Origin of the sequence: Methylobacterium sp. UNCCL125, assembly GCF_900116795.1 — a bacterium.
Classification (GTDB): domain Bacteria; phylum Pseudomonadota; class Alphaproteobacteria; order Rhizobiales; family Beijerinckiaceae; genus Methylobacterium; species Methylobacterium fujisawaense.
Genome location: NZ_FPBW01000010.1, coordinates 155,569 through 180,577, shown reverse-complemented (window position 1 = coordinate 180,577; position 25,009 = coordinate 155,569). Strand labels below are relative to the sequence as shown.

The window sequence follows — 25,009 nt, the reverse complement described above, 5'->3', positions numbered from 1 at the left end:
ACTTGAGGGCCGGGCCCGGCGGCGCTCACGCGAGCTGGCGGGCGGATGCGCATCCCAGAGCTCAGGCGCCCGTTGTGGCGCCCGGGATCGCCGCGCCCGTCTACTGCATCGGCAACGGGATCGACTCCACGCCGACCTCACCGATTCCGCGGGCCGCGAGGGCTGTGCGCAGGGCGTCGGTCAGGCAGCTTCCGGCCGTGAAGGCGCCGAGCGCGGAGCCGTGCCGGTCCGCCTCGCGCGGGAGCGGGCCGATCAGCTGCACGACGCGCCGGGCGATGGCGGGGGCCGGGTCGATCCAGGTCACCGGCCAGGGCGCCACGGCCTGCAGGCGCGGAAGCAGCAGGGGATAGTGGGTGCAGGCGAGGCAGATCACGTCGGTGCGCCGGCCGTCCGCCTCGGTGACGAAACAGGGGGCAATCTCCGCGGCGAGGGCGGCATCGTCCACCGGCGCGCCGGCGAGCTCGGCTTCCGCGTAGCCGGCGAGATTCTGCGAGCCGATCCGCGTGACCGCGCAGGCGCCGGCATAGGTCGCGATCAGGTCGCTCGTGTAGGACCGCGCCACCGTGCCGGGCGTCGCCAGCAGGGTTATCATCCGGGAGCGCGTCACCTCGGCCGCGGGCTTGATCGGCGGCACCACGCCCACGAAGGGCGTCGTGAAGCGCTGCCGGAGCGCCGGAAGCACCAGCGTCGAGGCGGTGTTGCAGGCGATCACGACGAGATCAGGCCTGTGGGTCGCGACGAGCCGCTCCATCACGGTGAGGACGCGGGCGACGAGGGGCGCCTCCCCGAGCCGGCCATAGGGGAAGGCGGCATCGTCGCCGACATAGACGTAACGGGCATCCGGGCGGGCGCGCCGCACGGCGTCGAGGACGGTGAGGCCGCCGAGCCCGGAATCGAAGACCAGGATGGTCGGCTCGGCGGCACTGCGCAGCGCCGCGGCGGACAGGCTGGCCCCGGCCATCAGATCGATCCGCATGAGAACCCGGACTCCTCGAAGAGCGTCCCAAAATCTCGGCCGTGAGGGTTAAGGCGATCTCACTGCGGCGAGAGAAAGATCCGCGATCCCCAACCCGTTCCGTTAACCGCCGCGCGTCCGCGGCGAAGTGCCCCCAGACCGGCTGCGCCGAGCCGATGCTCGTCGGAGAGGTTGTCGGACCACAACCGGGACATATCTTCTGCCGGCCGGCCCGGAATCGAGGAAATGGTTCTCGGTGCGGCAGGATTAAGGGGATCATCGTCATGGCAGCGACGGCCGCACTGCGTCCGGACGAGACGCACGACCCCCGGGCACCGGCCTTTCCGCCGCCGCCCGTCACCGCACGACCGATCGATCGCGCCGCGTGGATCGCGGCCTTCCGGCAGGTCCGGAACGAGACCGAGCGCCGCGCCGCACCGCTCTCGCCGGAGGACCAGCAGGTCCAGTCCATGGCGGATGCGAGCCCGACCAAGTGGCACCGGGCGCATGTCACGTGGTTCTTCGAGCAGTTCCTGCTGCGGGAGCATCTGCCGGGCTACGCCATCTACGACGCGCGGCTACACTACCTCTTCAACTCGTACTACGTGGCGGCCGGCCCGCGGCAGCCGCGCATCCAGCGGGGCATGATCACCCGCCCGACCATGGCCGAGGTCGCTGCCTACCGGGCCCATATCGACCGCGCCGTCGAGACCCTGCTGAGCCAAGCCTCCGATCGCGCCCTGGAGATGGTGCTGCCGATCCTGGAGATCGGCCTCTATCACGAGCAGCAGCACCAGGAGTTGCTCCTCACCGACATCCTCCACGCCTTCGCGCAGAATCCGCTCAATCCCGCCTACGATCCGGACTGGCGCTTCCCGGACGCAGCCGCGCAGCGCGGTCAGGTCGAGCTCCGCCGGGAGATCGCCTGGATCGGCCACACGGGAGAGGGGTTCTCGTTCGACAACGAATCCCCCCGCCACGAGACGCTGATCCCGGCCGGCCGCATCGACCGGGCGCTGGTGACCAACCGCCAGTGGCTCGGCTTCATGGAGGACGGCGGCTATGCCAAGCCCGAGCTGTGGCTCTCGGACGGCTGGTATGCCGGTCCGGCGGAGGGCTGGGAGGCGCCCGGCTACTGGCGCCGGGACGGGGAGGGGTGGGCGACCATGACCCTCGGCGGCCAGCGGCCTGTGGATCTCGACGCGCCCGTCACCCACATCAGCTACTACGAGGCCGACGCCTATGCCCGCTGGGCCGGCCGGTTCCTGCCGACCGAGTTCGAGTGGGAGGTCGCGGCCCGGGACGGCGGTCTGCCGGATGCCTTCGGCCTCGTCTGGCAATGGACCCGCAGCGCCTACATGCCCTACCCGGGCTACCGGCCGCTCCCGGGGGCCCTCGGTGAGTACAACGGCAAGTTCATGGCCAACCAGTTTGTGCTGCGCGGCTCGTCGGTGGCGACACCCGAGGGTCATGCCCGGCTGCCGTACCGCAATTTCTTCTATCCGCACCAGCGCTGGCAGTTCACGGGCCTGCGCCTGGCCGATGCCGCCTGACGCCCTCCGGAGCTGCCCTTGACCATCAAGCCCACCTTCCCCGACGCGACGCCGGTCACGCTGGACGCGGCGCCCCTGTCGTTCCTCGACGACGTCCGGACGGGCCTGTCGAAACCCCAGAAGGCGCTCTCGCCGAAGTATTTCTACGATGCGGCCGGATCCGCACTGTTCGAAGAGATCACCCAGCTTCCGGAATATTATCCGACCCGTACGGAGATCGGCATCCTGGAGGCCAGCGGCCCGGAGATGGCGATACTGCTGCCCGCGCATGCGGCGCTGGTCGAGTTCGGCAGCGGCTCGACCGTCAAGCTCCGTCGCCTGCTCGGCCATCTCGACACGCTCGCGGCCTATGTGCCCGTGGACGTCTCGGGCGAGTTCCTGCGGGCGCAGGCCGAGGGGCTCCGGGGCGACTTTCCGCATCTGCGGGTCGAACCGGTGGTCGCCGACTTCACCCAGGACTTCAACCTGCCGGACAGTCTCGACGGCCTCCCGCGGGCCGGCTTCTTCCCCGGCTCGACCATCGGCAATTTCGATCCGCACGAGGCCGAGGGTTTGCTGCACCGCTTCGGACGGATCCTCGGCCCGGGCGCCCACATGATCGTCGGCGTCGACCTCGTGAAGGATGCCGCGGTTCTGGAGAATGCCTACGACGACGCCCAGGGCGTCACGGCGGCCTTCAACCTCAACCTCCTGACGCGGATCAACCGGGAACTCGCGGGCCGCTTCGAGCCGGACGCGTTCAGCCACCGGGCGGTGTTCAACCCCAACGCCTCGCGGATCGAGATGCACCTCGTGGCCCGTGACGCGCAGGCCGTGCGGGTCGGCAGCGACACCTTCGCCTTTGCGGCAGGCGAGACGATCCACACGGAAAGCAGCTACAAGTACACAGTGGCCACGTTCCGCGCCCTCACCGAGCGGGCCGGCTGGACATGGCTGAAGGTCTGGACGGATCCGGACCAGCTCTTCTCGGTCCACGCCCTCCGGCTGGACTGAGGACAAGGCCGGGGCCGCCCCATGCGTATCGGGCCGCCCTGGTTCCTCCTAGTGGCCCCTGGATTGGGGGCGCTCGCGGGACTGCTCTACGGGACGCTCTTCGACGTCGGTCCCCTGACCGGCGCGGCGATCCGCGGCGCGATCATCGGCACGCCGATCCTGCTCTACGAGCGCAGGCTGCTGGCCCCGCGCCTGCGCGACCGCATCCGCGCCCTCGCGACGCCGCTGTTCCTGATCGCCACGGTGGCCCTCTATATCGGGCTGATCGTGATCGGGAATGCGGTCGCCAGCACCGTTCTGAACAAGCTGTTCCGCTTCATGTACAGCGCGCGGAACGCGATGCTGATGACCGATACGGGCCTCCTCTACGCGCTCGGCATCTCGGCCCTCGTGGTGTTCGTGTTCCGCGTCCGCGACCTGATCGGTCCCGGCGTGTTCGCCAACCTGCTGATCGGGCGCTATCACCGGCCGATCAGCGAGGAGCGCATCTTCCTGTTCCTCGACGTGACGGGCTCGACGCACTTCGCCGACCGCTACGGCGACCGGGAGGCCCAGGCCTATCTCGGCCAAGTGTTCAACGCCCTGGCGCTGCCGGTGTCGCGCGCCCGCGGCTCCATCGACGATTACATCGGCGATCTGGCGCTGGTGACCTGGCCGCTGGACCGGGGATTGCGCGATGCGGCCTGCCTGCGCTGCGTCTTCGACTTCGAGGCGCGTCTGGCCGCGGAGGCCGCAAGCTGGCGCAGCCGCTTCGGCCAAGTCCCGCAATTCCGCGCCGCCCTGCATTGCGGCCCGGTGGTCACCGCCGAGATCGGGCTGGAGCGGCACAAGATCGCGTATTTCGGCGACGTCGTGAACACGACCGCGCGGCTCGAGGCCTTGTCGAAGACCCTCGGGGTGCACGTGCTGGTTTCCGCCGATCTCCTCGACCGGATCGGAGAACTGCCCGACGACATGATTGCGGACGATCTCGGTGCCCATGCCCTGCGGGGGCGCGCCGAACCCCTCGCTGTGGCGGCGATCCGGCGACGGTCCTCCCACGCGGTACCGGTCGTGCCGCTTTCGAGCCGCGCTGCGACGGGCTGAGGCCGGGCGGTCCCGTCCGGCCTCCGGGGCAGAGACGGGGCGCGCGCCCTCTCAGGTCGACAGCGCCTTCAGAACGTCGCGGGCGGCGCGCGCGCCGTCCAGCGTGGCCCCGCCCACCGTCATGGCCCCGCCGCCGGCCAGCGCCTCTCCGGCGAAGAACACGCGTCCCCCCACCGGGTCACGCAGGCGGTCCCGGGCCTCCGCGTGGCCGGGGGCGACGATCGCGTACGATCCGAGGGCGTACGGATCCGTCCACCAGCCGGCGAGCCGCCCCGCCACGACCGCGTCCCGGGCGTCCGCGCCGAGGATCGCGACCAGGCGCTCTGTGGCCAGCGCCACGGCCGCTGCCTCGCCGGCGCGGCACAGGTCGCGGGCGAGATCGCCCCCGAGATTGGCCACCGTCAGGGACCGACCGAACGGCTTCATCTCGAAGTAGATCGTCGGTCCGCCCTTTGCCAGCGACACCGCATCACCCACGGTCGCCGGATCGAGCTTCGCCGGGTCGAGGCGCAGACCGATCTTGGTGTAGGCGCCCATGCGCAATCCATCGAGAGCCGCCTGTGTGCTGGCCGGCAGGGCCGGGGTGAAGGCCACGCGACCGGCCTTCAGCACGCCCACCGGCACCGTCACGATCACCGCGGCTGCCGTGAGGGTGCCACACCCCGTCTCGATGCGGACGTCCTGTCCGGACCAGTCGATCGCGTGAACCGGGCAGCCGAGCCGTACCGGCAGGTCGGCGAAATGGTGCGCCACCAGGGCGCCGTAGCCGTCGACCCAGAGGTCTGTGCCGGACCAGAGCCGGTCGTAATCCACGGCCGAGACGCGCTCGGGATCCTCGCCGAGCGAGAGCCGGCTGAGGCCGGCCGCGGCCTGCACGGCCATCGGGCCGCCGATTCCGGCTGCTTCCGCCAACGAGATGTCGGCCGCCTTCGGAACGAGGAGCGCGTCGAGCCCCGAGAAGCCGGCACGCCGGTTCGCCATCTCGGCTTCGGTGGCGGGGCGACCGTCGATCACGAGCTTGCGCGCCCAGCCCTCCTCGCCGGCGAAGCGGGCCTTGGCCGCCCGGGCGATGGGCGCCCAGGGATTGCGCTCGGCCCAATGGATATACTCGGCGCCGGCATCGAACGGATACGCCGCACCGAGCGCCGTGTCGGTGAAGGCGCGTCCGCCGATACGGTCCCGTGCCTCGACCAGGATGAAGCTTCGTCCGGCGCTCCGCAGCGCCGATGCCGCCGCCAGCCCCGCCGCCCCGGCACCGACGATGACCACCGGGCCGGTGCGGGCCCAGGCGCGCAGTGCCGGGGCCGCTACGAGGGCGGAGGTGAGGACTGTGCGTCGGGTCGGTCTCATGGCGCACCCGCTCGGAGTCATCCAGGCTCCAGTCCACGGCGCGCGGACCGAAAGCGGTGCGCTAGCCGCGCGCCCCCGGGCTGCCCGAGCGCTTCTCCATCATGGCCTTGACCTGCATCAGCTGGTCCCAGACCTGGCCGGGCGATGTGCCGAAGAAGTCGAAACCGGCGCTGATGCCCAGGTAGATGCCGACGCAGATCAGCGGCACGAGCACCCAGGCGAGCACCTCCTCGCCGCGCCGACGCCGCTGACGACGCCGCCGCCGCTCCTCGCGCCGGGTCAGCTTCTTGGGGGGCGCCGGCTGCGCGACGGGGGACAGGGGTCCCTCGTGCAGGTTGTCTGTCATCGGGCGCCTCCTCGCCGCGGCGCTTTCGCGTCGCGGCGGTCATAGACCGGCGGCCCCTAGTCCGGAAGGCCGCCAGCCGGCATGCACACCATTAGGCGCGCACGAGTGGCACCTTCGGCACGGTCCGGACGCCGCCGCCCGAGCTGCCGCCGCCGCCCTTGTTGTCCTTCGGCGTCTTCTTGCGCGCCGCGGCGCGGGGCTTGGCCCGCTTGTGGCGCTTGGCGGCGTTGGTCACGTCCTTCTCGGGCTTGGGCGTGACGGGGCCGGCCGGGAAATCGAAGCCCAGGCTGTCCTTGGCGCCCGACTTGGCCTCGGCATCCTCCGGCTTGCGCACGACCACGCGGACCGCACCGCCATCCTTCAGCTTGCCGAACAGAACCTCGTCGGCGAGGGGCGTCTTGATGGTCGACTGGATCAGCCGGGCCATCGGGCGGGCGCCCATCGCGTCGTCGTAGCCGTGCTCCACCAGCCAGTCGCGGGCCTCGTCCGAGAGCTCGATCGTGACGTTGCGGTCGGCGAGCTGCGCCTCGAGCTGGAGGACGAACTTGTCGACCACCTTGGCCACCACCTCCTTCGGCAGGTGGCCGAACGAGATGATCGCGTCGAGGCGGTTGCGGAATTCCGGCGCGAACAGCCGGTTGATCGCCTCCACGTCGTCGCCGGAACGCTTCGACTGGGTGAAGCCGTAGGCCGCCTTCGCCAGATCCGAGGCGCCCGCATTCGACGTCATGATGATGATGACGTTGCGGAAATCGACCTGCTTGCCGTTGTGGTCGGTGAGCTTCCCGTGGTCCATGACCTGCAACAGGATGTTGAACAGGTCCGGGTGGGCCTTCTCGATCTCGTCGAGGAGCAGCACGCAATGCGGGTGCTGGTCGATCCCGTCGGTGAGCAGGCCGCCCTGGTCGAAGCCCACGTAGCCGGGGGGCGCGCCGATCAGGCGGCTCACCGTGTGGCGCTCCATGTATTCCGACATGTCGAAGCGCAGCATCTCGACGCCCAGCGACGCGGCAAGCTGCTTGGCGGCCTCGGTCTTGCCGACGCCGGTCGGTCCCGCGAACAGGTACGAGCCGATCGGCTTGTCCGGGTCGCGCAGCCCGGCCCGGGCCAGCTTGATCGCCGAGGTCAGGGCCTCGATGGCGTTCGGCTGGCCGTAGACCACGCGCTTCAGGTTCTCGGTCAGGTGCTGGAGCACCACCGCGTCGTCCTTCGAGACGGTCTTCGGCGGGATCCGGGCCATCGTGGCGATGGTCGCCTCGATCTCCTTGATGCCGATGGTGCGCTTGCGGCGGGCCTCCGGCACGAGCATCTGCGAGGCGCCCGTCTCGTCGATCACGTCGATCGCCTTGTCGGGCAGCTTGCGGTCGTTGATGTAGCGCGCCGACAGCTCCACCGCGGCCTTCACGGCCTCGGTCGTGTACTTGAGCTTGTGGAACTCCTCGAAATACGGGCGCAGGCCCTTCACGATCTCGATCGTGTCGGGGATCGACGGCTCGTTGACGTCGATCTTCTGGAACCGGCGCACCAGGGCGCGGTCCTTCTCGAAGTACTGGCGGTACTCCTTGTAGGTGGTCGAGCCGATGCAGCGCAGCGTGCCCGAGGCCAGCGCCGGCTTGAGCAGGTTCGACGCGTCCATGGCTCCGCCCGAGGTCGCACCGGCACCGATCACCGTGTGGATCTCGTCGATGAACATGATGGCGTTCGGGTGCGCCTCGATCTCCTTCATCACCTGCTTGAGGCGCTCCTCGAAGTCGCCCCGGTAGCGGGTGCCGGCGAGCAGCGTGCCCATGTCGAGGGAGAAGACGGTCGCGTCGGCCAGGACCTCCGGCACCTCGTGCTGGATGATCTTGCGGGCCAGCCCCTCGGCGATGGCGGTCTTGCCGACGCCCGGGTCACCCACGAGCAGCGGGTTGTTCTTCTGCCGGCGGCACAGGACCTGGATGGTCCGCTGGACCTCGGTCTCACGGCCGATCAGCGGGTCGATCTTGCCGTCGCGGGCCTTCTTGTTGAGGTTGACGCAGTAGGCGTCGAGCGCGTCGCCCTTCTTCTTCGCGCCGCCGCGGGGATCCCCCTCGTCGCTCGGACGCTCGGCGGCACCCTCGTCCTCGGCACCGCGCACGGGCTTCGCCTCGGAGGCGCCCGGGCGCTTGGCGATGCCGTGGCTGATGTAGTTGACCGCGTCGTAGCGGGTCATGTCCTGCTCCTGCAGGAAGTAGGCGGCGTGGCTCTCGCGCTCGGCGAAGATCGCCACGAGCACGTTGGCGCCGGTCACCTCCTCGCGACCGGAGGACTGGACGTGGATCACCGCCCGCTGGATCACGCGCTGGAAGCCCGCCGTGGGCTTGGCGTCCTGCCGTCCGTCCCCGGTGAGGTTGGAGAGTTCCGTGTCGACATAGTCGACCAGGCTGCGCTTGAGCGTGTCGATCTCGACGTTGCAGGCACGCATGACCGCGGCCGCATCCTGATCGTCCACGAGGGCGAGCAGGAGATGCTCCAGCGTCGCGTATTCGTGCCGGCGTTCTCCGGCCAGCGCCAGGGCGCGGTGGAGAGCTTGTTCTAGGCTGCGTGAGAAGCTTGGCAAAGCTGGCCTCTGTGTGGGTGCCTACCGCGAGCGGCGCCTATTTCTTTTCCATAACGCACTGGAGAGGATGTTGGTGTTTGCGCGCGAAGTCCATGACCTGCGTCACCTTGGTCTCCGCCACCTCGTAGGTGAAGACGCCGCACTCGCCGACCCCGTTCTGATGCACGTGCATCATGATGTGGTAGGCGTCCTCGTGGCTCTTGTTGAAGAACCGCTCGACCACCAGGACCACGAACTCCATCGGCGTATAGTCGTCGTTCAGAAGGAGTACCCGGTACAGGCTCGGCCGCTTGGTCCGCGGCTTGGTGCGGGTGATGATCGCCGTGTTGGACCGGTCGTCGCCGCCAGGGGCGCGCGAGCCGGACGCCGTGACCGCTTTGCGCGCCGGCCAGTGAACCTTCGTCGAACTCGCGGTGCCCTGCATGGGGACCTGTGTCATGTGCGTCGAACCGATCCCTCGATTGGAGCGGGCGCCGCCGGCCCTGACGGCCGATCCAGTCCTGGCCTGCCGGGAGCAGCGCTCGGCTCCACGGCCGTTAATCTACAGACGGTGAGCCGACTTCGCCAGACGCCTGTGCGCACTTGTCCGCCTCGCTGATCATGCGCCAGCGGCTCACGTCTGCGCCGATCCGGGACGGGGCGCGCCTTCGAGCGCTGCCTTCGGCCGCAGAAATGCGCCGGTGAGGCCGAGGATCATGTCGCCGGCCGCGGCAGAGCGGGCCGTGGCGCGCGCCCCGGCCCGGTTCAGATATGCGGCCTGAACCGCCACGAGTTCGGCCGGGCCGCGGGCCGCCGCCAGCGCCCGCGAGGTAGCCCCGAGATCGTCGAACGCCGTCTTGAACGAGTCGGCATACGTGATCCCGAGGGTCTGGGCCGCCCGACTCACGATCCCGAACCGATGAAGGGGCGTTCTGAACCCGGAGACGACCGGGCTCAACGGAAGGGCAGGGGGCCTCTGCATCGCCGATCTCCAGACCGCCGCCGAACCTGCCGGCCACCCGTGACCGACCTCTTCGGATCGGCGCGAGAGTGTGCGGCGCGACAGCCAGCGTCAAGCTCGGGCGGGTAAGACCCGTCGGCCGCAACCGGCATGGGTTGGCAGGCCGGTGACGGTCCGCGAGCGATCGACCGTAAACGATGGCCGGAACGACACGATCCGGCATTCGCCGCGATCGCATTAACGGGCTTGTAACTGCACCTGCCTAACTCTCCACTGATGCAGCGGGGCCACGCGATCGGCGGGAGGCTCTGCAGGGGATACGACCGGCCAGATCCGGTCTCGCGAGGCAATCAGGCGTGATGCGTAGCGTAGTAGGCCGCTCCCGGACGATTCCAGCGCTCCCGGCCGCGATCCTGGCCGCCGCGGTCCTGACGGCCCTGGCCTCGCCGGCCGAGGCCCGGCGCGGCCGGCACCAACACCATGCCCGGGCCACCGGCGGCTACAACCCGCCCTACGCCGCGATGGTCGTGGACGTGAAAAGCGGCAAGACCCTGCACGCGGTCAACGAGGACGCCCTGCGGCACCCGGCCTCGATCACCAAGGTGATGACGCTCTACATGCTGTTCGAGCAGATGGAGCGCGGCAAGTTCGCCCTCGATTCCGAACTGACCATCTCGGCCCACGCCGCCGCCCAGGCGCCGTCGAAGCTCGGCCTGCGGCCGGGCCAGACCATCACGGTCGAGGATGCCATCAAGGCGATCGTGACGAAGTCGGCGAACGACGTGGCCTGCGCCATCGGCGAGAACATCGCCGGCTCCGAGGAGCGCTTCGCCCAGATGATGACCGCCAAGGCCCATGCCCTGGGCATGAGCCGGACGCGCTATGCCAACGCCTCGGGCCTGCCCGACCCGGACCAGCTCACCACCGCCCGCGACCTGACCGTCCTCGCCCAGGCGATCCAGGACCGGTTTCCGCGCTATTACCGTTACTTCCAGACACGGTCCTTCGCGTTCCGCGGCCGGGTGATCGGCAACCACAACCACCTGCTGGGCAACGTCCAGGGCGTCGACGGGATCAAGACCGGCTACACCCGGGATTCCGGCTTCAACCTGATGACCGCCGCGAAATCCGACGGCCGCCAGATCGTGGCGATCGTGCTCGGCGGCAAGTCCGGCGCGAGCCGCGACCGGATCATGGCCGACCTCGTCCGGTCCAGCCTGCCGCGGGCCTATGCCGGCGCCCGGGTCGCGCCCGCCGTCACCGAAGTGGCCGAGCGCGCCCGCCCGGCAGTCGTCGCCGACGCGGTCTCGCGGACCCGCACGCAGGTCGCCTCCGCCGACGACGAGGATGTCGAGACCACCGGCACCACCGGCGAGCCCCTCGACCTGTCGCCCTCGAAGACGACGACGCCGAGCGGCACCTGGAAGCCCGGGCCGCAGGGAATCCCGAAGGCGGCCCAGGCCTATGCCGGCGGCGGCAATGCCCAGCCGCCCTTCCCGGGGGCGTCCAAATCCACGGCCCGGGTGGCCTCCCTCGAGCGCGACGAGCCGCCGAAGGCGGTCTCCGGCGCCCGCGTCGTCCCCACCGCCTGGGTGATCCAGCTCGGGGCCATGGACGACGAGGGCAAGGCCCGGTCGATGCTCTCTGAGGCGCGCGCCAAGGTGGGGGGCAGCCTCTCCAAGGCCGCACCCTACACCGTCAAGGTCGAGCACGGCGGCACCACGCTGTTCCGGGCCCGCTTCTCGGGCTTCGCCGAGCAGGATTCCGCCCAGGAGGCCTGCTCGGCCCTGAAGCGCAGCGGCTTCAGCTGCTTCGCCACCCGGAGCTGAGGCTCCGGAGACCGACCGGCGCGCCCGCGCGCCGACACGGAACGGCCGCGACCGAGTTCGTCCGCGGCCGACGATCGGTATCTCTCTGACAACGCGCGTGGAGTTCAGCGATGTCGGTTCAGAAGCCTGTCCCGGGCCGCGTTGACGCGCGCCGCCCGCTCGGCGCTGCCTCCCTGGTCGGGGTGAGCCCGCTTCATGAGAGACCGGTGGGCCGACCGGATCTCCTCAGCGGTCGCCCCGCGCTGAAGCCCCAGGACCTGGTACGCCTCCTCCTGCGTCATCGTCCCTGGGTTCGCCGGGCGGCGCGGCCGCGGGTCGCGATCGCGCTCAGCGTCTACACGCCATCCGGGCGCCCGGCGGTCGAGATACGGCTCTAGCAGGGCGGCGCCCGCGGCGTCGCGAAGGCGGCAGAGCCGGAGCAGCTCGACCACGGCACCGGTTGGCATGGCGTCGAGCGACGTGCCGGCGCTTGGCCCGGCGATGACCCGGCCGGTGCGCAGGCTGCCGTCCGGGCGCAGGAGCGCGTCGATCAGGGTCGTGCGGAAGCGGCGATCCGCAGGATCGCGGGGCCCCTGACCGGGGTCCGGCCGGATCAGGCGACGGAGCCGCGCGGTCATCGCGGCCTGCCCCTCGATCAACCAGACGCCGCTGAGCCCGAGCAGCGCCGCCAGGACGAAGTTCCCGCGCAGGAGCAGGAACCCGGCGGCGAGCAGCGCGAAGGCGCCGAAGGTCGGCAGCCGCACACGTCCGAGGGCTGAGCCGAGGCCCGCCCCGAGGCCGCGCCTGATCCGTCGGCCGAGGCCGCCGTTCTTGGACAGCCACCACAGGGTCAGGCAGGCGAGCAGGCCGGCAAACAGCACCATCGCTCAGCGCCGCACGCCATAGGTGGCGGAGGCGCTCCCGCCGATCTGGATGCTGGTCCCGTCGCCCAGGTCGAAGAAACCGGGACGGCGCGGCTTCGGCTGGCGGATGTCGGCGTCGCAGCCGGGTTGCGGCGGGAGACGCACGCCCTCGGGAAGATTCTCCGGGCAGAGGCGCGCGCGCGCCGGCGGCTCGCCGGCCTGCGCCGCGCCGGCGAGGAGGATGACGGGGAGGGCGATGACGGGGAGGGCCAAGCGCAGGCGCGTCATTGCCGGTTCTCCGCAACGTCAGCCGTGGTGACGCGGACCTGCCGGATCCGGCCGTCGCGCACCACCTTCAAGGTCACGCCGGCGCCGAGGCCGGCTTCCTCGATGGCCGCCGTCAGGTCCGCGAGCCGATGGACCGGGCGGCCGTTGGCCTCGACGATCACGTCGCCGATATCCCCGGTCTGCGGGTCGACGCCGCGCAGCCCGGCCTGCGCGGCGGGGGAGCCGGGCAGCACCCGCACGATCACAACGCCGTCGATGCCGAGCCGCGCGGTGGCCGCCTCCTGGGCGGCGATGATGCCGATGCCGGGATTGCGCACCCGGCCGGCCTTGATCAGCTCCGGCACGATGCGGTTGACGACATCGACGGGGATCGCGAAGCCGATCCCGGCGCTGGCGCCGGACGGCGAGACGATGGCGGTGTTGACGCCGATCAGCCGGCCCGCGGAATCGAGGAGGGGCCCGCCGGAATTGCCGGGATTGATCGCCGCATCCGTCTGGATCACGCCGGACAATTCGCGCCCCTCGCTGGTCGGCATGCGCCGCCGCACGGCGCTGATCACGCCGGTGGTCAGGGTGTGGTCGAGGCCGAACGGGTTGCCGATGGCGAAGGCCGATTGCCCGACCTTCAGATCCGCCGAGGTGCCGATCGCCAGCGGCGGCGGCATGTGCCGCACCCGCCCGAGCTGCAGGACGGCGAGGTCGTAGGACGGCGCCAGGCCGACGAGGGTCGCGGGGACCACCTCGCCGTCGCCGAGCCGGACGGAGACCGATCCGCCGCTCTGCGCGGCGTTCTGCACGACATGGGTGTTGGTGACGATGTGGCCGGCGCCGTCCCAGACGAAGCCGGTGCCGGTCTGCGTCCCGCCCTGGTCGCCACCCTGGTCGTCGAGGTCGAGCAGGTCTCGGTTCTGCGCCGCCCCCTGCGCGAAAACGTGAACGACGGACGGGCTCGCGCGCTCGAACAGCGCGACGGTCGAGGTCTCGGCCGGCGCCAGATCGCCGCGGGCCATCACCGCCCGCGGCGTGTCGGCGGAGTAGAGCAGCGGCTGCAGGTAGGGTTGGGCGACGTAGAGCGCCAGCAGGACCAGGACCGCGGCGAGGACGATGCGCACGGTACGATCCGGCACGGGTGTCTCCGAAAGAAGCGCGAAGGCAGGCCCTCGACGGGCGAAGCCTTAAGTGCGCGTTCAGGATCGGGGCGTCAACACAGAGAGGCGCCGCCGCCGACAGGCTCCTGACGTGTTCTGGCGCACGTCGGCGACCGGTGCAGACTGGCTAACGGAATGGTCACCATTCAGGAGCCACAATTCTCGCAAGTCCAGGGCAGCTCAGCTGTGCTCAATACGGACATGGAACACCGAACCCCGCCCACGCTCGTGCCTCGGCACCGGGTGCTGGCTTCGAAAACCGCCCGAATTGATCGCAAAGCTGCCGCAGAGATGCTTGCATTGACGCTCAGACCCTCGATCGCCACCGCTCCTCGGCCCAGCCCGGCGGCGGCGATCTGAACGGTCCAAAACGGTTCGGAAGGACGAGTACCCATGGAAACCGAAGCTCTGGAACGGCCCGCGGATCTGACGATCTGGCGCACGGCCCCGGCGAGCGCCCCGCTCGCGCAGCCCGAGCGCTACGACACCCTGCGCGAGGCGATCGCGGCCGCGGCCGGTGCCCTGGCCGACCCGGCCAAGCAGCCCTGGATCATCACCGAAGAGGGCGAGATCCTCTCGCCGAATTGGATCCGCACCTACCTGAACTGACGCCCGGCGCGACGAAGAACGGGGATACCGGGGATGGCGGCGCGAGCCCCGCCCCGGCCCTGCGCGGGCTCGGTGAGCCCTCCCGGTGATGGCGTCGGCGCGGCTGTCCTGGCGCGCGGCGCGCAGCAACCGCAAGCACCACGTTTCCGAACGTCCCGAAGGCAAGGGTCGCGACGCGCGTCACGACCGTGAGGGCTCTCATTGCCCGAAGGCGCCGACCCCGGTGCCGATCACTCCGCCGCGTCCGGCTGGCGAAACCCCTCGATCCCGATCTGGTCGGGGTTGATCGCGTGCAGCGCCCGCCGGGCCGCCTCGAGGGGGTGTTCGGCCTCGATCCGCACCGAGGTGAGATCCGGGCTCTTATAGACCGTCACGATCGTATCCATCACCTCGGTCAGCGTGGTGCGCTTGTCCTCGGGGGCGGCGATCAGGAGCTGCAGCCCCCAGGCCCGGTACAGATCGACCAGCGCCTGGCTGTTGCGCACGTCGAGCTTCGAGAAGGCCTCGTCGAGCAGGCATAGGCCCAGGCCCGGATTCTCGTCGCCCGGCCGGTCGCCCGGATAATAGGCGCTGGCCAGCGAGGCGGCGATCGCCACGTAGAACGGCGCCTGGGCCTCGCCGCCGGAGCCGCGCAGCGCCCGGGCCGACATCGTGGTGCGGTTGCCCGCCCGGTCGCGCATGCCGATCTCGTAGACGAAGTAGTTGCGGTAATCGGCGAGCCGCGCCGCATCCTCCTCGCCGGCGATCAGCGCGGTGATCTCCTCGAGCGCCGCCGCCATCTGCCCCTCCGCCTCGCCGGCGAGCAGCGCCTGCGCGGCCTCGGGTGAGCGGGCGGTCTCGGTGGCGAGCGCGTGCACGGCGGCGTAGCGGCGATCCACCGCCGCCTCGAACGCGTAGGTCTGGCCGGTGAAGCTGCGCGCCGAGAGCCGCTCGTTGAGGGCGGCGAGCCGGGCATGGACCCGCTCGAACCGGTCGGCGAGGCGCGTCAGCAGATCCTCGGTCATCAGGCGGCGCATCTCGACCTCGGCCCGCTCGGCCTGCGCCCTGTAGCGGCGGAGTTCGTGCCCCTCCACGGCCTCGTATTCCCGCCTCACCCAGGCGAAGCCGTCGATCGCCGGGGCGTCCCCGGAGGCGAGCGGGTTCTCCACCCGCCAGGCGGCGCAGGCCTCCGCCAGCTCCCGCTCGGCGATCCGCCCGTGGGAGCGGGCGGCCTCGGCGGACTCCCGGGCGAGGCCGCGCTCGGCGGTCACCCGGGTCCCGGCCGCCTTGGCATCGAGGCCGGCCAGCGCCCGCCGCGCCTCGGCGACCACGCCGAGGTCGAAGGGCTCGCCGCGGGCGAGGCGCACCCGCGCGGCGTCGCCGGCACTGAGCTGGCGCAGGGCCGCGCGGCGGGCCGACAGAGCGGCGCGGACGGCCTCGCGCACCGGTCCCATCCGGGCGCGCAGCGCCGCCTCGTCGGCGAGCAGGCGGTCGAGCTTGGGCTCCAGCTCCTCCGACAATTCCCGCAGGTAGCCGACCCGCTCGGTGGTCAGCGCGGCGATCTCGGCGGCGAGCCCGGCCGTGTCACGCTTCTCGATGCCCTCCCGCTCGGTCTGGAGCGTGCGCCGCCGTCCGTCGAGCCCGTCGAGCTCGGCCCGGAGCGCCTCCACGTCGTCGAGGCCCCGGGCGACGCGGGCCCGGATCGCGGCCGCCGTCCGGGCGGCCTCGCGCAGGACCGCGGCCTCGCCGCGCAGGCGCCGCGCCTCGGCGACGGCGATCTCGTGGGCGCGGCGGCTGTCGGCGGTGGGCCCGCGATGGCCGCGGGTCATCAGCAGGTCGACGCTGCGGGTGACCGAATAGGCCATCCCGGCCGTGGTCCGGCCGCTCGGGGCGACCGCCCGGGCGAGGCGGGCCAGTTCGGCGTCGTCCCGGGCGAGGTCGTAGCCGCCGAGCCGCACGCCGAGGAACGCCTCCGCGTGCGGGTCGCTGGTCTCGATCACGGTGAGCGGACCGTCGTCGTAGCGGCGGGACCGCTGCTTGGCGGTGTCGGTGGTCTTCACCAGGATGCAGCGGTGGAACCGGTCGCGGCCGGATTGCAGGACGCCGAGTGCCTCGTTCAGCCGGTCCGGGGGAACCACCAGGGCCTCGCGGGCGCGCCCCAGCAGGCCTTCGAGGGCCGGCCCCCAGGTCGGGTCGACGATCTCGGCCAGTTCGCAGATCGGCACCGCGTCGATGCCGCGGCGCTCCAGCTCGCCGCGGAACGCCACCGTGTCGGAGGAGAGGCGCGCGGTCGGGCCGCCGCCGGTGCGCGGCGCCGTGCGCTCGGCCTCGCTCTCCTGGGCGCGGGCCTTCAGCGCCGCGTCCTCGGCGGCCCGCTCCAGCGCCTCGTCGAAATCGGGCAGGCGCACCAGCCCGTCGGCCAATTCGGCGAGCGGCCCCTCGGGGCGCAGGATCTCCTCGGGGGAGGATTCCCGACGCAGGCCCGCCCGGGCGCAGGCCTCGGCGAGGCGGGCCGCCTGCGGGCAGCTCTGGCGCAGGATCGGGGCCACCGGCTGGAGCTTGGCCATCTGCCCGACGAGGCCGACGAGATCGCCGATCCGGCCGATCAGCTCCTTCCGGTCGCGCTCCAGCATGGAGAGGCCCAGCGTCGAGGCGGCGAGCCGGCCCTCGGCGGCGCTCGCGGTGGCCAGCGCCTTCTTCTCGGCGATCTCGCCGTCGATCTCGCGAACATAGCCGCGGCTCGCCGCGACGCGCTCGCGGGCGATGCGCAGGGTGTCGGCGCCTTCCCGGAGCCGGGACCGGACGGCGATGAGGTCGAGGCTCCGGCGGCGCAGCTCGGCGCTCGCCGCGCGCAGCTCGTGCGTCGCGGCAGCGAGGACCGCCTCACCCCAGGCTTCGTAGCGGTCGCGCAGGCGCCGCAGGCGTCCGAGGCGGTTCTCCAGCTCGGCGATGGTCTCCAGAAGCCGACGCCAGTTCGCGATGGAGTGGCGCACGCGCTCGACATCCAGGGGCTCCGGGTCGAGCACGAAGGCGCGCACGAAGGCGCTGGTGTCGAAGATCGGCTTGAACGCCACCGCGTTGGCGAAGCTGCGCAGGAAGTGGCGCGGCTCCGGCGACGGCGCCCCCTCGCGCAGGGTGGCGAGGACATCGGCCGTGAAGCGTTCGCCGGAGGTCCGGTACTCGGTGAAGCTCGCCGCGCGGGCCCGCAGGTCCGCGGCGATCTCGCTCCAGGGCGCCGTGTAGGTGCCGCCGGGGGCGGTGCGGGCGTAGTCGGAGACCTCGAACCGGTGCCCGACCGCGATGAAGCGCGAGAGCACCGTCTCCTTGGGCTCCACGGCCCGAGCGGCCAGGGCGAGGCCGACCGAGACGACGCGGCCGGAATCGGGATTCTCGAAGACCAGGACCAGCACGGTCTCGCAGGATTCCCGGGTCGGGCGGCCGCCTTCCGCCGGGTCGCTGATCCAGCCCAAGCAATAGTCGCGCACGGTTCGGGCGCTGCGCCCGGAGGCCGAGGCGTTGAGGGCGAGGCGGCTGGCGTTGTTGCCGGCCAGCACCGTGCCGACCGCATCGAAGATCGTCGATTTCCCGGCCCCCGTCGGCCCGACCAGCGCGGCGGCACCGCGCAGCCGGATCTGCTCGCGGCGGATCAGGTACCAGTTGGAGATGGCGATGTCGGTGAGGACGTACACGATGTGGGTGGGTCGGGCCGGTGGCGAGGAATGTTCGGCCCAGTTGGCCGGACTCGGCCGCGTATGCAAGCCGACACGCGCGAACCTCTGAAGCCCGATCCTACCTCAGGTTATGACACTATTAGCACAACCTGTTCATGTCCTGCCGGTCTCGTCCGCACGACCGGAACCGACCGATGCGTCTCAGTCTCAAAGCAAAACTCAGCGGCCTCTTCGCCCTCCTGCTCCTGGCGGCGCTGGTTCAGGGCGGCGTGACTCTCTACAAGATGCAGGCGGTCGACCAGCGGCTCGCGGAGCTGATCGACAACGCCGTGCCGTCGATCAACGAGGCCCAGGCGATCAACGCCCTCGTGATGCGCTCGCGACTGTGGCAGTTCCGCTACGTGACGGCGGATACCGAATCGGAGCGCGCGACCAGCCTGAAGAGCGCGGACGAGATGATGCGGAACCGCCAGGCGAAGGCCGAGGCCTACCGCACCCTGGTGGCGTCGAAGGAGGAGCAGGCGATCTACGACGACCTGCTCGCCAAGCTAGCGGTGCAGCAGGCCGACTGGACCCGTCTGCGCGCCTTCCCGGCCGATCAGCACGATCAGGCGCTCGCCTATTTCCGCGGGCCGATGAACGCCAACTATCTCGCGGCCTCGACCGCGACCCGCGCTCTGGCCGACCTGAACATCAGGAACGGTGAGGCGGCCGGGCGCACGGCCCGCGACAGCCAAGCGGACGCGGTCCGGACCACCATCGTGAGCCTGCTCGTCAGCTTCGTCATCGCGCTGGGCGCCATGCTGTACGCCTTCACGGGCGTGTCGCGGCCGCTCGCGGGGATGACGCTGTCCATGCGGCGCCTCGCCGACGGCGACACGCAGGCCGAGATCCCCTACGCGGCGCGGCAGGACGAGATCGGCGCCATGTCGGCGACCGTCGCGGTCTTCCGGGAGAACCTGCTGCACGCCCGCGCCCTCGAGGCCGAGACCGCGCAGACCCGGGCCGGCGCCGAGGCCCAGCGCCGGCAGGCGACGCGCGAACTCGCCGACCGGTTCGAGTCGGCCATCGGCGGTATCGTCGGCTCGGTGACGTCGGCAGCGACGCAGCTCCAATCCACGGCCCAGAGCCTCACCGTGACGGCGACGCAGACGGCCGGCCAGTCGACCAGCGCGGCGGCCGCCGCCGAGGAGGCCTCCAGCAACGTGACCACGGTCGCGGCGGCCGCCGAGGAACTGGGCTCCTCGGTCAACGAGATCGGCCGTCAGGTCGGCTCCTCAGCGGATCTGGCGCAGGCCGCCGTCCGCGAGGCGGCCGCCACGGCCGATCTCGTCCAGGCCCTGAGCACCGGCGCGCGCCGGGTCGGGGAGGTGGTGGACCTGATCTCGGCCATCGCCAGCCAGACCAACCTGCTGGCGCTGAACGCCACGATCGAGGCCGCCCGGGCCGGCGCCGCGGGACGCGGCTTCGCGGTCGTCGCCACCGAGGTGAAGGCGCTGGCCGACCAGACCGCCAAGGCCACGGCCGAGATCTCGGCCCAGATCGCGCAGATCCAGGGCTCGACCGGCCAGGCCGTCCAGGCCATCGACGGCATCGCGGGCCGCATCCGCGAGATCAGCGGCATGGCGACGTCGATCGCCGCCGCGGTGGAGGAGCAGGGCGCGGCCACCCAGGAGATCGTCCGCAACGTCGCCGAGGCGGCGACCGGGACCGAATCCGTCACCGCCAATGTCAGCGGCGTCGCGGGCGCCGCCGAGGAGACCGGGGCGGCCGCCGCGCAGGTCCTGGCGTCGGCCTCCGAGATGGCCCGGCAGGCGGCCCATCTCGGCAGCGAGGTGGAGCACTTCCTGGCGACCGTCCGGGCGGCCTGAGCGCGGTCACGTGGTTTCGGCCGCACGTCGCGGTTGACGTATCTCACTCCGTCATCGCGAGCGCAGCGAAGTGACCCAGGGCAGCGCGACGCCGGCAATCGTGGCGCTGGCTGGATTGCTTCGCTCCGCTCGCAAAGACGGCGCCGAGCTGGTCGACCGGACGACGGAATCAAGCCTCCCCGGCCTCCGACCACGCCCGAAGGCGTTCCATCCAGGCGTCGGAAGCCAGCACCGTCAGCCCCGGCAGGAGCGAGAGCGGGGTGACCCGCTCGACCCGGTCGCGCTCGCCGAGGCGCAGGCCGCCGCGCTTCGCGTAGAGGCGCAGGATGTCGGCGAGCCGCCCCTCCTCGGGAGGCTCATTGCGCGCCACGGTGCGGATCTTCTCGACGATCTCGTCGGTGGTGCAGTCGACGATCCCGTCAGTCCCGGCCCGGTGGTCGCGCAGGCCCTCCTCGTAGAGGAGCCGGAGCGCCAGGAGCACCAGCGTCTCGTCCTTGCGCAGGCGCTCCGAGACGATGTCGTGGCGGGGCGCGTCGGCGGCCGGGCTCAGCGAGACCATCTGGTCGCGATGCGAGACCGTGAGCGCGTAGCCGAGGCAGGCGAAGTAGTCGGTGAAGAACGGGGCGTAGTGCCGGGCGAGCTCGTAGGAGCGGCCGATCCCCTGGGTCTCGGCGTAGATCACCTGCCCCTTCAGAAGCACTTGGAGGGCACGGCTCAGCTCTTCGGCATCCGGCGCCCTTGCGCCGGGCGGCGGCGGCTCGTCGCCGTCGATGATCGCGCGGAAGCCCTCAAGCATAGGGGCGGCGCTCCAGAAGGAAATCCGGGCAGTCGAGCCAGCCATTGGCCACCCGCTCGGGCAGCCGGGTGACGGCATAGCGCTCGCCGAGCTTGGCGTCGAACAGCACGTCGATCTCGCGCAGGCGCTGGAACACGATGAAGTCGTCGACGCCCGCGATCACGATCTGCGACCCGCGCAGCCGCACCGCCTTTCCGAGTCGGGCCTCCACGAAGGCGCTCATGCTTTCGGGCGTCACGGTGGTGCGGCGCCGGAACTCCGCCTTGGCGGCCGCGAAGGCGTCGACCACCGGATCGTCCTCGATGTCGGGCAGGGGCTCCATGTCGATCGCGGCCTTGCGGGCCCGCGGCGCCTGGAGATGCGCGTGACCGATGGGCGGCCGCAGCAGCGAGACGTCGCCCGGCACGTCGGGGGCGATCTCCGACCCGCCGACGGCGCGCAGCATCGCGGCCACGCGCTCGACGCCGCTCGGATCCGGGCGGTCCATCACGTGCAGGGCGGAGGCGATCCGGCGCTCCAGACGCGCCACCACGGCGTCGACGGCATCGAGATGGTTGTCGAGCCCTTCGAACACCGCGAGAATCTGGGCGAGATCCGTCCGGACGGCCCGCTGCGCCGCGTCGAGATCGGCGCTCCGCCCCTCCCGGATGAGGCCCTCGGCCAGGGCCCGGACGGTGAGGGCGTCGCGCAGCGCCCGGCCGGCCTCGCGCACCACGCTGGCGCGGAAGCGGAACGGGTTGAAGCGGGTGTGGAGCGTCCGGTAGTCGCTGATCAGGTGGCGCTCGACGAAATCCTCGAAGAACAGCCGGAAGGTCTTGGCGCGGTCGGGCTCGCGCAGGATGCGCTCCTCGACCTTGCGCATGCCGGCCGCGAGCCCGCGCACGTGCGACAGGAAGGCGGCCGCGCCCCGGGCGGCGTTGGAGAGGGCCTCGGAGCGGTTCGCCGGATCCGACAGGGCGCTCTCGAGGCCACCCAGAACCTCCAGCACGGCCCCGCCGTAGGAGCGGGTCTCGCCCCGTTCCAGCCGGGACAGCTCCTCCAGGAGGAGCCGCGCCTCGGGGTCGAACTCCGCGACGGGGACGTAGCGCTCGCGGCGCTCGATCAGCCAGCCGGTGTCGAGGAGGCGCCGGTAAAGCGCCGTGCGGCGCTCGGTCGGATCGGCGGAGATCGGCTCGTCGCCGCTGACCTCGGGATCGCTCCAGCCGGCGGCGAAGTCGCCGATCTCGGCCAGAAGCTCGGCCTTGCGCACCGGCTCGGCCCCGAGGACGCGCCGGTGCAGATGCAGGAGCAGGGCCGCGTTGAAGCTGCGGCTCGGCGAAGCCAGCGGCTTGAACAGCTCGTCGGACAGCTGCGCGAACAGCATGGTTCTGGAAACTCTCGCCGTCGCGCAGCCGTGCCGCTTACTTCGCGCCGAGGAGTTCGACGTCGAAGATCAGGGTGGCGTTCGGCGGGATCACGCCGCCGGCGCCCCGGGCGCCGTAGCCGAGCTGCGGCGGGATGATCAGGGTGCGCTTGCCGCCGGTCTTCATGGTGGCGACGCCCTCGTCCCAGCCCTTGATCACCTGGCCGGCGCCGAGGGGGAAGCTGAAGGGCTGGTTGCGGTCGCGGGACGAATCGAACTTCTTGCCCTTCTTGCCGCCCTCGTCGAGCCAGCCGGTATACTGGACGGTGACCTGCTGGCCGGCCTTCGGCTCAGGCCCGGTGCCGACGACCTCGTCCTGATACTTGAGGCCGGAGGGCGTGGTCACGGTCTCGGCAGTGGCGGCTGTGGTCATGGCGATCAACGCGGCTCCGAAGAGGGGGGACAGGCGAGGCATGGTTTCTCCCTGGAGCCGGCGCCGTGCGCGCCGGCCATCGGGAGGCCTTCTATCGCCTCGGACCCGTCCAGGCCAGGGAGCCCGGTCGCCCGAGCCTCCGGGACCGTTCAGGCGGCGCGGACGCTGTCCAGGAACCGGTCGACCTCGGCGGTCAGATGCGCGGACTGGGCCGACAGGGCAGCGGCCGCGGCCAGAACTTCCCCCGCCGCCGCCTCGGTCGCGCTCGAGGCTACGGCCACGCCGGCGATATGGCCGGTGACCGCGGCCGCGCCCTGCGCCGCCTGTCCGACGTTGCGGACGATCTCCTGAGTGGCGGCGCCCTGCTGCTCCACCGCCGCGGCGATCGAGGTCGCCACGCCGTCGATCTCGCGGATCCGGGCCGTGATCGTCCCGATCGCCGCGACGGCCTCGCCCGTCGAGGCCTGAACCCGCCCGATCTGGCCCGAGATCTCGTCCGTGGCGCGGGCGGTCTGAACGGCCAGCGCCTTCACTTCGGCGGCGACGACCGCGAAGCCGCGACCGGCGGCGCCCGCCCGCGCCGCCTCGATCGTGGCGTTCAACGCCAGCAGGTTCGTCTGGCCCGCGATGGTCGCGATCAGCCCGACGACGTCGCCGATCCGCGACACGGCCTCGCTCAGGTCCCGGACCAGCGCGCCGGTCTGATCGGCCTCCGCGACGGCCGCACGCGCGAGATTGGCCGAGCCGTCGACCTGCCGGCCGATTTCCTGCACGGAGGTCCCGAGTTCCTCGGCAGCCGCCGCCACGGTGTTGACGTTGCTCGCCGCCTGCTCGGCGGCGGCGGCGACGGTTGTCGACTGCCCGGCACTCTCGGCCGCGGTCTCCGTCATGCTCCCGGCGGTGGCCTGCAGGGCCGTGGCCGAGGCCGAGACCTGGGCGATGACGCCGCCGACCGCCCGCTCGAAGCGCTCGGCCATCGCGCGCAGTCCGCTGCGGCGCCGCGCCTCGGCGGCCTGCCGGGCCTCTTCGGCCTCGGCTTCGAGGCGACGGGACCGGATCAAATTGTCCTTGAAGACCTGCACGGCCCGGACCATGGCGCCGATCTCGTTGCGCCGGTCCAGGCTTGGGAGCGCGACGTCGGCATCGCCGGCCGCCAGGGCCTCCATCGTCGCGGTGATCGCCCGGATCGGCCGCAGCACCCCGCGGAAGAGCACGATCAGGGCGAGCGCGACCAGGAGCAGGGTTGCCAGCAGGGCCGCCCCATCGCGCAGCAGGACGCGCCGGGCCGCGCCGGACAGGGTCTCGGCCCGCGCGATCATCTCGTCGAGGCAGACGAAGGCGAGGTCGACGAGGGTGACCTGCTCGGGCGTATCGAGCTTGCGCGCCTGCGCGAGCGTCAGACCCGGCGGCGTGCCGCGGCTCAGCGCGGTCGCCACTGCGGACCGGCGGGCCAGGGACGGGCCCTCGAAATTGTTCTCCCGGGCCCGGCGGAACGCCGCGCGAACCGTCTCGGACATCTCCGAAGCGGCCTCGATGGCCGATCTCCAGGCCGCGTCGAGACGTCCCCGCTCCTCGGCGGCCGCCACGGTCTCGTCCAGCGTCCAGGCCGTTCCGGCTGCCAGGGACGTCTGCACGCGCAGGGCGACGGCTCCGTTGGCCATGCGCGTCGACCAGGCCGCCCGCTTGAGGGCGAGGTCGCGTCGGAGGATGCCGTCGGACAGCGGGATCGCGGCATCCACGGCATCGCTCGTGGCGATCAGGGTATCGAGCATCTCCTGGAAGGCGGCCTTCGCCTCGGTCGTCACCGCGCCATCCCGCTGGGATCCCGACAGCTTCAGGGCCGCGTCGACCCGCGGCCGGAGGCGTTCGACGCGTCCGCCGGCAGCCCGCAGGGGGCCGAGGGTCGCAGTCACGGCGGGGAGACCCAGCCCGTCGAGGAGGGGCTGTGCTTCGGCCAGCCCGGCGATCACCCGCTGCCGGTCCGCGTAGAGCGACGCGCGGGTCTCGGCCTCGACGGGCTCGGCGGCGGCGAGGAATTGCAGCGTCGCCCCCCGTTCGAACCGGGCCACGTTCAGGGTCTGGAGAAGGGCGCGGCTCGCCCGCACCAAGGTGATGACCTGCTCGGCCTCCGCCGCCTGCTCCTGCGCCTCCCGCACGGCGCCCGTCGCGAAGGCCAGCATGATCGTCGCCATGGCGACGAGAACGAGACACATGGTCGTCCGGATCGACAGGTCCCGCACCCGCATCATGCTTCACCTCCGACGGCCCGACAGATCGAGCGTATCGCAGGATCATAACAAGTTTTTCTCAGGCACAATCAAAAAATCTGATGTATTTCTATGGTCATTCGACCGCGTATAGACTCATTCGAAATGTGATTTGAGGGAATTTCCGGCA

The 25,009-nt window shown here is 71.4% G+C and carries 20 protein-coding genes; 6 read left to right on the top strand and 14 right to left on the bottom strand.

Features of this window, described 5'->3' with window-relative positions; genetic code table 11:
* Positions 1 to 100 precede the first annotated feature (100 nt).
* The gene (gene murI, locus BM396_RS12370) at positions 101 to 976 is read right to left on the bottom strand and encodes a glutamate racemase (protein WP_043388640.1); all 876 of its coding nucleotides are present in this window, start codon (positions 974 to 976) and stop codon (positions 101 to 103) included.
* 263 nt (positions 977 to 1,239) lie between these two features.
* On the opposite strand from murI, the gene egtB reads away from it, so the two are divergent.
* The 3 genes from egtB to BM396_RS12355 are packed head-to-tail and all read left to right on the top strand — an operon-like array spanning position 1,240 to position 4,587.
* Positions 1,240 to 2,508, top strand: coding sequence for an ergothioneine biosynthesis protein EgtB (egtB, locus tag BM396_RS12365; RefSeq protein ID WP_043388643.1), 1,269 nt, complete (start codon positions 1,240 to 1,242; stop codon positions 2,506 to 2,508).
* Positions 2,509 to 2,526: 18 nt separating this feature from the next.
* Positions 2,527 to 3,501, top strand: a complete 975-nt coding sequence (gene egtD, locus BM396_RS12360; protein ID WP_043388645.1) for an L-histidine N(alpha)-methyltransferase — start codon at positions 2,527 to 2,529, stop codon at positions 3,499 to 3,501.
* Between the two features lie 21 nt (positions 3,502 to 3,522).
* Complete coding sequence (locus BM396_RS12355) at positions 3,523 to 4,587, top strand: adenylate/guanylate cyclase domain-containing protein (RefSeq protein ID WP_043388648.1); 1,065 nt, start codon at positions 3,523 to 3,525, stop codon at positions 4,585 to 4,587.
* A gap of 51 nt (positions 4,588 to 4,638) precedes the next feature.
* Here BM396_RS12355 and BM396_RS12350 read toward each other — a convergent pair whose 3' ends face one another.
* From BM396_RS12350 to BM396_RS12330, 5 genes are all read right to left on the bottom strand, one after another.
* Complete coding sequence (locus tag BM396_RS12350; protein ID WP_043388652.1) at positions 4,639 to 5,937, bottom strand: flavin monoamine oxidase family protein; 1,299 nt, start codon at positions 5,935 to 5,937, stop codon at positions 4,639 to 4,641.
* Between the two features lie 61 nt (positions 5,938 to 5,998).
* Entirely contained in the window at positions 5,999 to 6,283 is a 285-nt protein-coding gene (locus BM396_RS12345) for a hypothetical protein (RefSeq protein WP_043350748.1), read from the bottom strand.
* Between the two features lie 91 nt (positions 6,284 to 6,374).
* Complete coding sequence (gene clpA, locus BM396_RS12340; protein WP_043388654.1) at positions 6,375 to 8,864, bottom strand: ATP-dependent Clp protease ATP-binding subunit ClpA; 2,490 nt, start codon at positions 8,862 to 8,864, stop codon at positions 6,375 to 6,377.
* Between the two features lie 37 nt (positions 8,865 to 8,901).
* Complete coding sequence (clpS, locus tag BM396_RS12335; protein WP_043352001.1) at positions 8,902 to 9,288, bottom strand: ATP-dependent Clp protease adapter ClpS; 387 nt, start codon at positions 9,286 to 9,288, stop codon at positions 8,902 to 8,904.
* Between the two features lie 189 nt (positions 9,289 to 9,477).
* Entirely contained in the window at positions 9,478 to 9,825 is a 348-nt protein-coding gene (locus tag BM396_RS12330) for a phasin family protein (RefSeq protein WP_043388655.1), read from the bottom strand.
* Between the two features lie 338 nt (positions 9,826 to 10,163).
* Here BM396_RS12330 and BM396_RS12325 point away from each other — a divergent pair, with 338 nt between their 5' ends.
* The gene (locus BM396_RS12325; protein WP_043388658.1) at positions 10,164 to 11,633 is read left to right on the top strand and encodes a D-alanyl-D-alanine carboxypeptidase; all 1,470 of its coding nucleotides are present in this window, start codon (positions 10,164 to 10,166) and stop codon (positions 11,631 to 11,633) included.
* A 104-nt stretch (positions 11,634 to 11,737) separates the two neighbouring features.
* On the opposite strand, the gene BM396_RS12320 is transcribed toward BM396_RS12325, so the two are convergent.
* The 3 genes from BM396_RS12320 to BM396_RS12310 are packed head-to-tail and all read right to left on the bottom strand — an operon-like array spanning position 11,738 to position 13,890.
* Positions 11,738 to 12,496: a J domain-containing protein gene (locus BM396_RS12320; RefSeq protein WP_043388660.1), complete on the bottom strand. Its 759-nt coding sequence runs from the start codon at positions 12,494 to 12,496 to the stop codon at positions 11,738 to 11,740.
* A gap of 3 nt (positions 12,497 to 12,499) precedes the next feature.
* Entirely contained in the window at positions 12,500 to 12,763 is a 264-nt protein-coding gene (locus tag BM396_RS12315) for a hypothetical protein (RefSeq protein ID WP_043388662.1), read from the bottom strand.
* Positions 12,760 to 13,890 carry a S1C family serine protease gene (locus BM396_RS12310; protein WP_043388664.1) on the bottom strand — a complete coding sequence of 377 codons (1,131 nt, stop codon included), beginning with the start codon at positions 13,888 to 13,890 and terminating at the stop codon, positions 12,760 to 12,762. Before BM396_RS12310 ends, BM396_RS12315 begins: the two co-directional genes overlap by 4 nt.
* A gap of 414 nt (positions 13,891 to 14,304) precedes the next feature.
* Between BM396_RS12310 and BM396_RS12305 the strand changes: the two genes are divergently transcribed.
* Entirely contained in the window at positions 14,305 to 14,520 is a 216-nt protein-coding gene (locus tag BM396_RS12305) for a hypothetical protein (protein WP_043352013.1), read from the top strand.
* Between the two features lie 230 nt (positions 14,521 to 14,750).
* On the opposite strand, the gene BM396_RS12300 is transcribed toward BM396_RS12305, so the two are convergent.
* The gene (locus BM396_RS12300) at positions 14,751 to 18,188 is read right to left on the bottom strand and encodes an SbcC/MukB-like Walker B domain-containing protein (RefSeq protein ID WP_043388665.1); all 3,438 of its coding nucleotides are present in this window, start codon (positions 18,186 to 18,188) and stop codon (positions 14,751 to 14,753) included.
* 176 nt (positions 18,189 to 18,364) lie between these two features.
* On the opposite strand from BM396_RS12300, the gene BM396_RS12295 reads away from it, so the two are divergent.
* Complete coding sequence (locus BM396_RS12295) at positions 18,365 to 20,041, top strand: methyl-accepting chemotaxis protein (protein ID WP_043388668.1); 1,677 nt, start codon at positions 18,365 to 18,367, stop codon at positions 20,039 to 20,041.
* Between the two features lie 169 nt (positions 20,042 to 20,210).
* Here the strand turns inward: BM396_RS12295 and BM396_RS12290 are convergent, their stop codons facing one another.
* The 4 genes from BM396_RS12290 to BM396_RS12275 form a co-directional block, all read right to left on the bottom strand.
* Entirely contained in the window at positions 20,211 to 20,837 is a 627-nt protein-coding gene (locus tag BM396_RS12290) for a DUF4194 domain-containing protein (protein ID WP_043345479.1), read from the bottom strand.
* A complete protein-coding gene (locus BM396_RS12285; protein WP_043345481.1) occupies positions 20,830 to 22,200 on the bottom strand; it encodes a Wadjet anti-phage system protein JetA family protein in 1,371 nt (456 codons plus the stop codon). The genes BM396_RS12290 and BM396_RS12285 overlap by 8 nt, the downstream gene beginning before the upstream one ends.
* A gap of 37 nt (positions 22,201 to 22,237) precedes the next feature.
* Positions 22,238 to 22,654 carry an FKBP-type peptidyl-prolyl cis-trans isomerase gene (locus BM396_RS12280; RefSeq protein ID WP_043345483.1) on the bottom strand — a complete coding sequence of 139 codons (417 nt, stop codon included), beginning with the start codon at positions 22,652 to 22,654 and terminating at the stop codon, positions 22,238 to 22,240.
* 107 nt (positions 22,655 to 22,761) lie between these two features.
* Positions 22,762 to 24,858: a methyl-accepting chemotaxis protein gene (locus BM396_RS12275; RefSeq protein WP_091994819.1), complete on the bottom strand. Its 2,097-nt coding sequence runs from the start codon at positions 24,856 to 24,858 to the stop codon at positions 22,762 to 22,764.
* Positions 24,859 to 25,009: the final 151 nt, after the last annotated feature.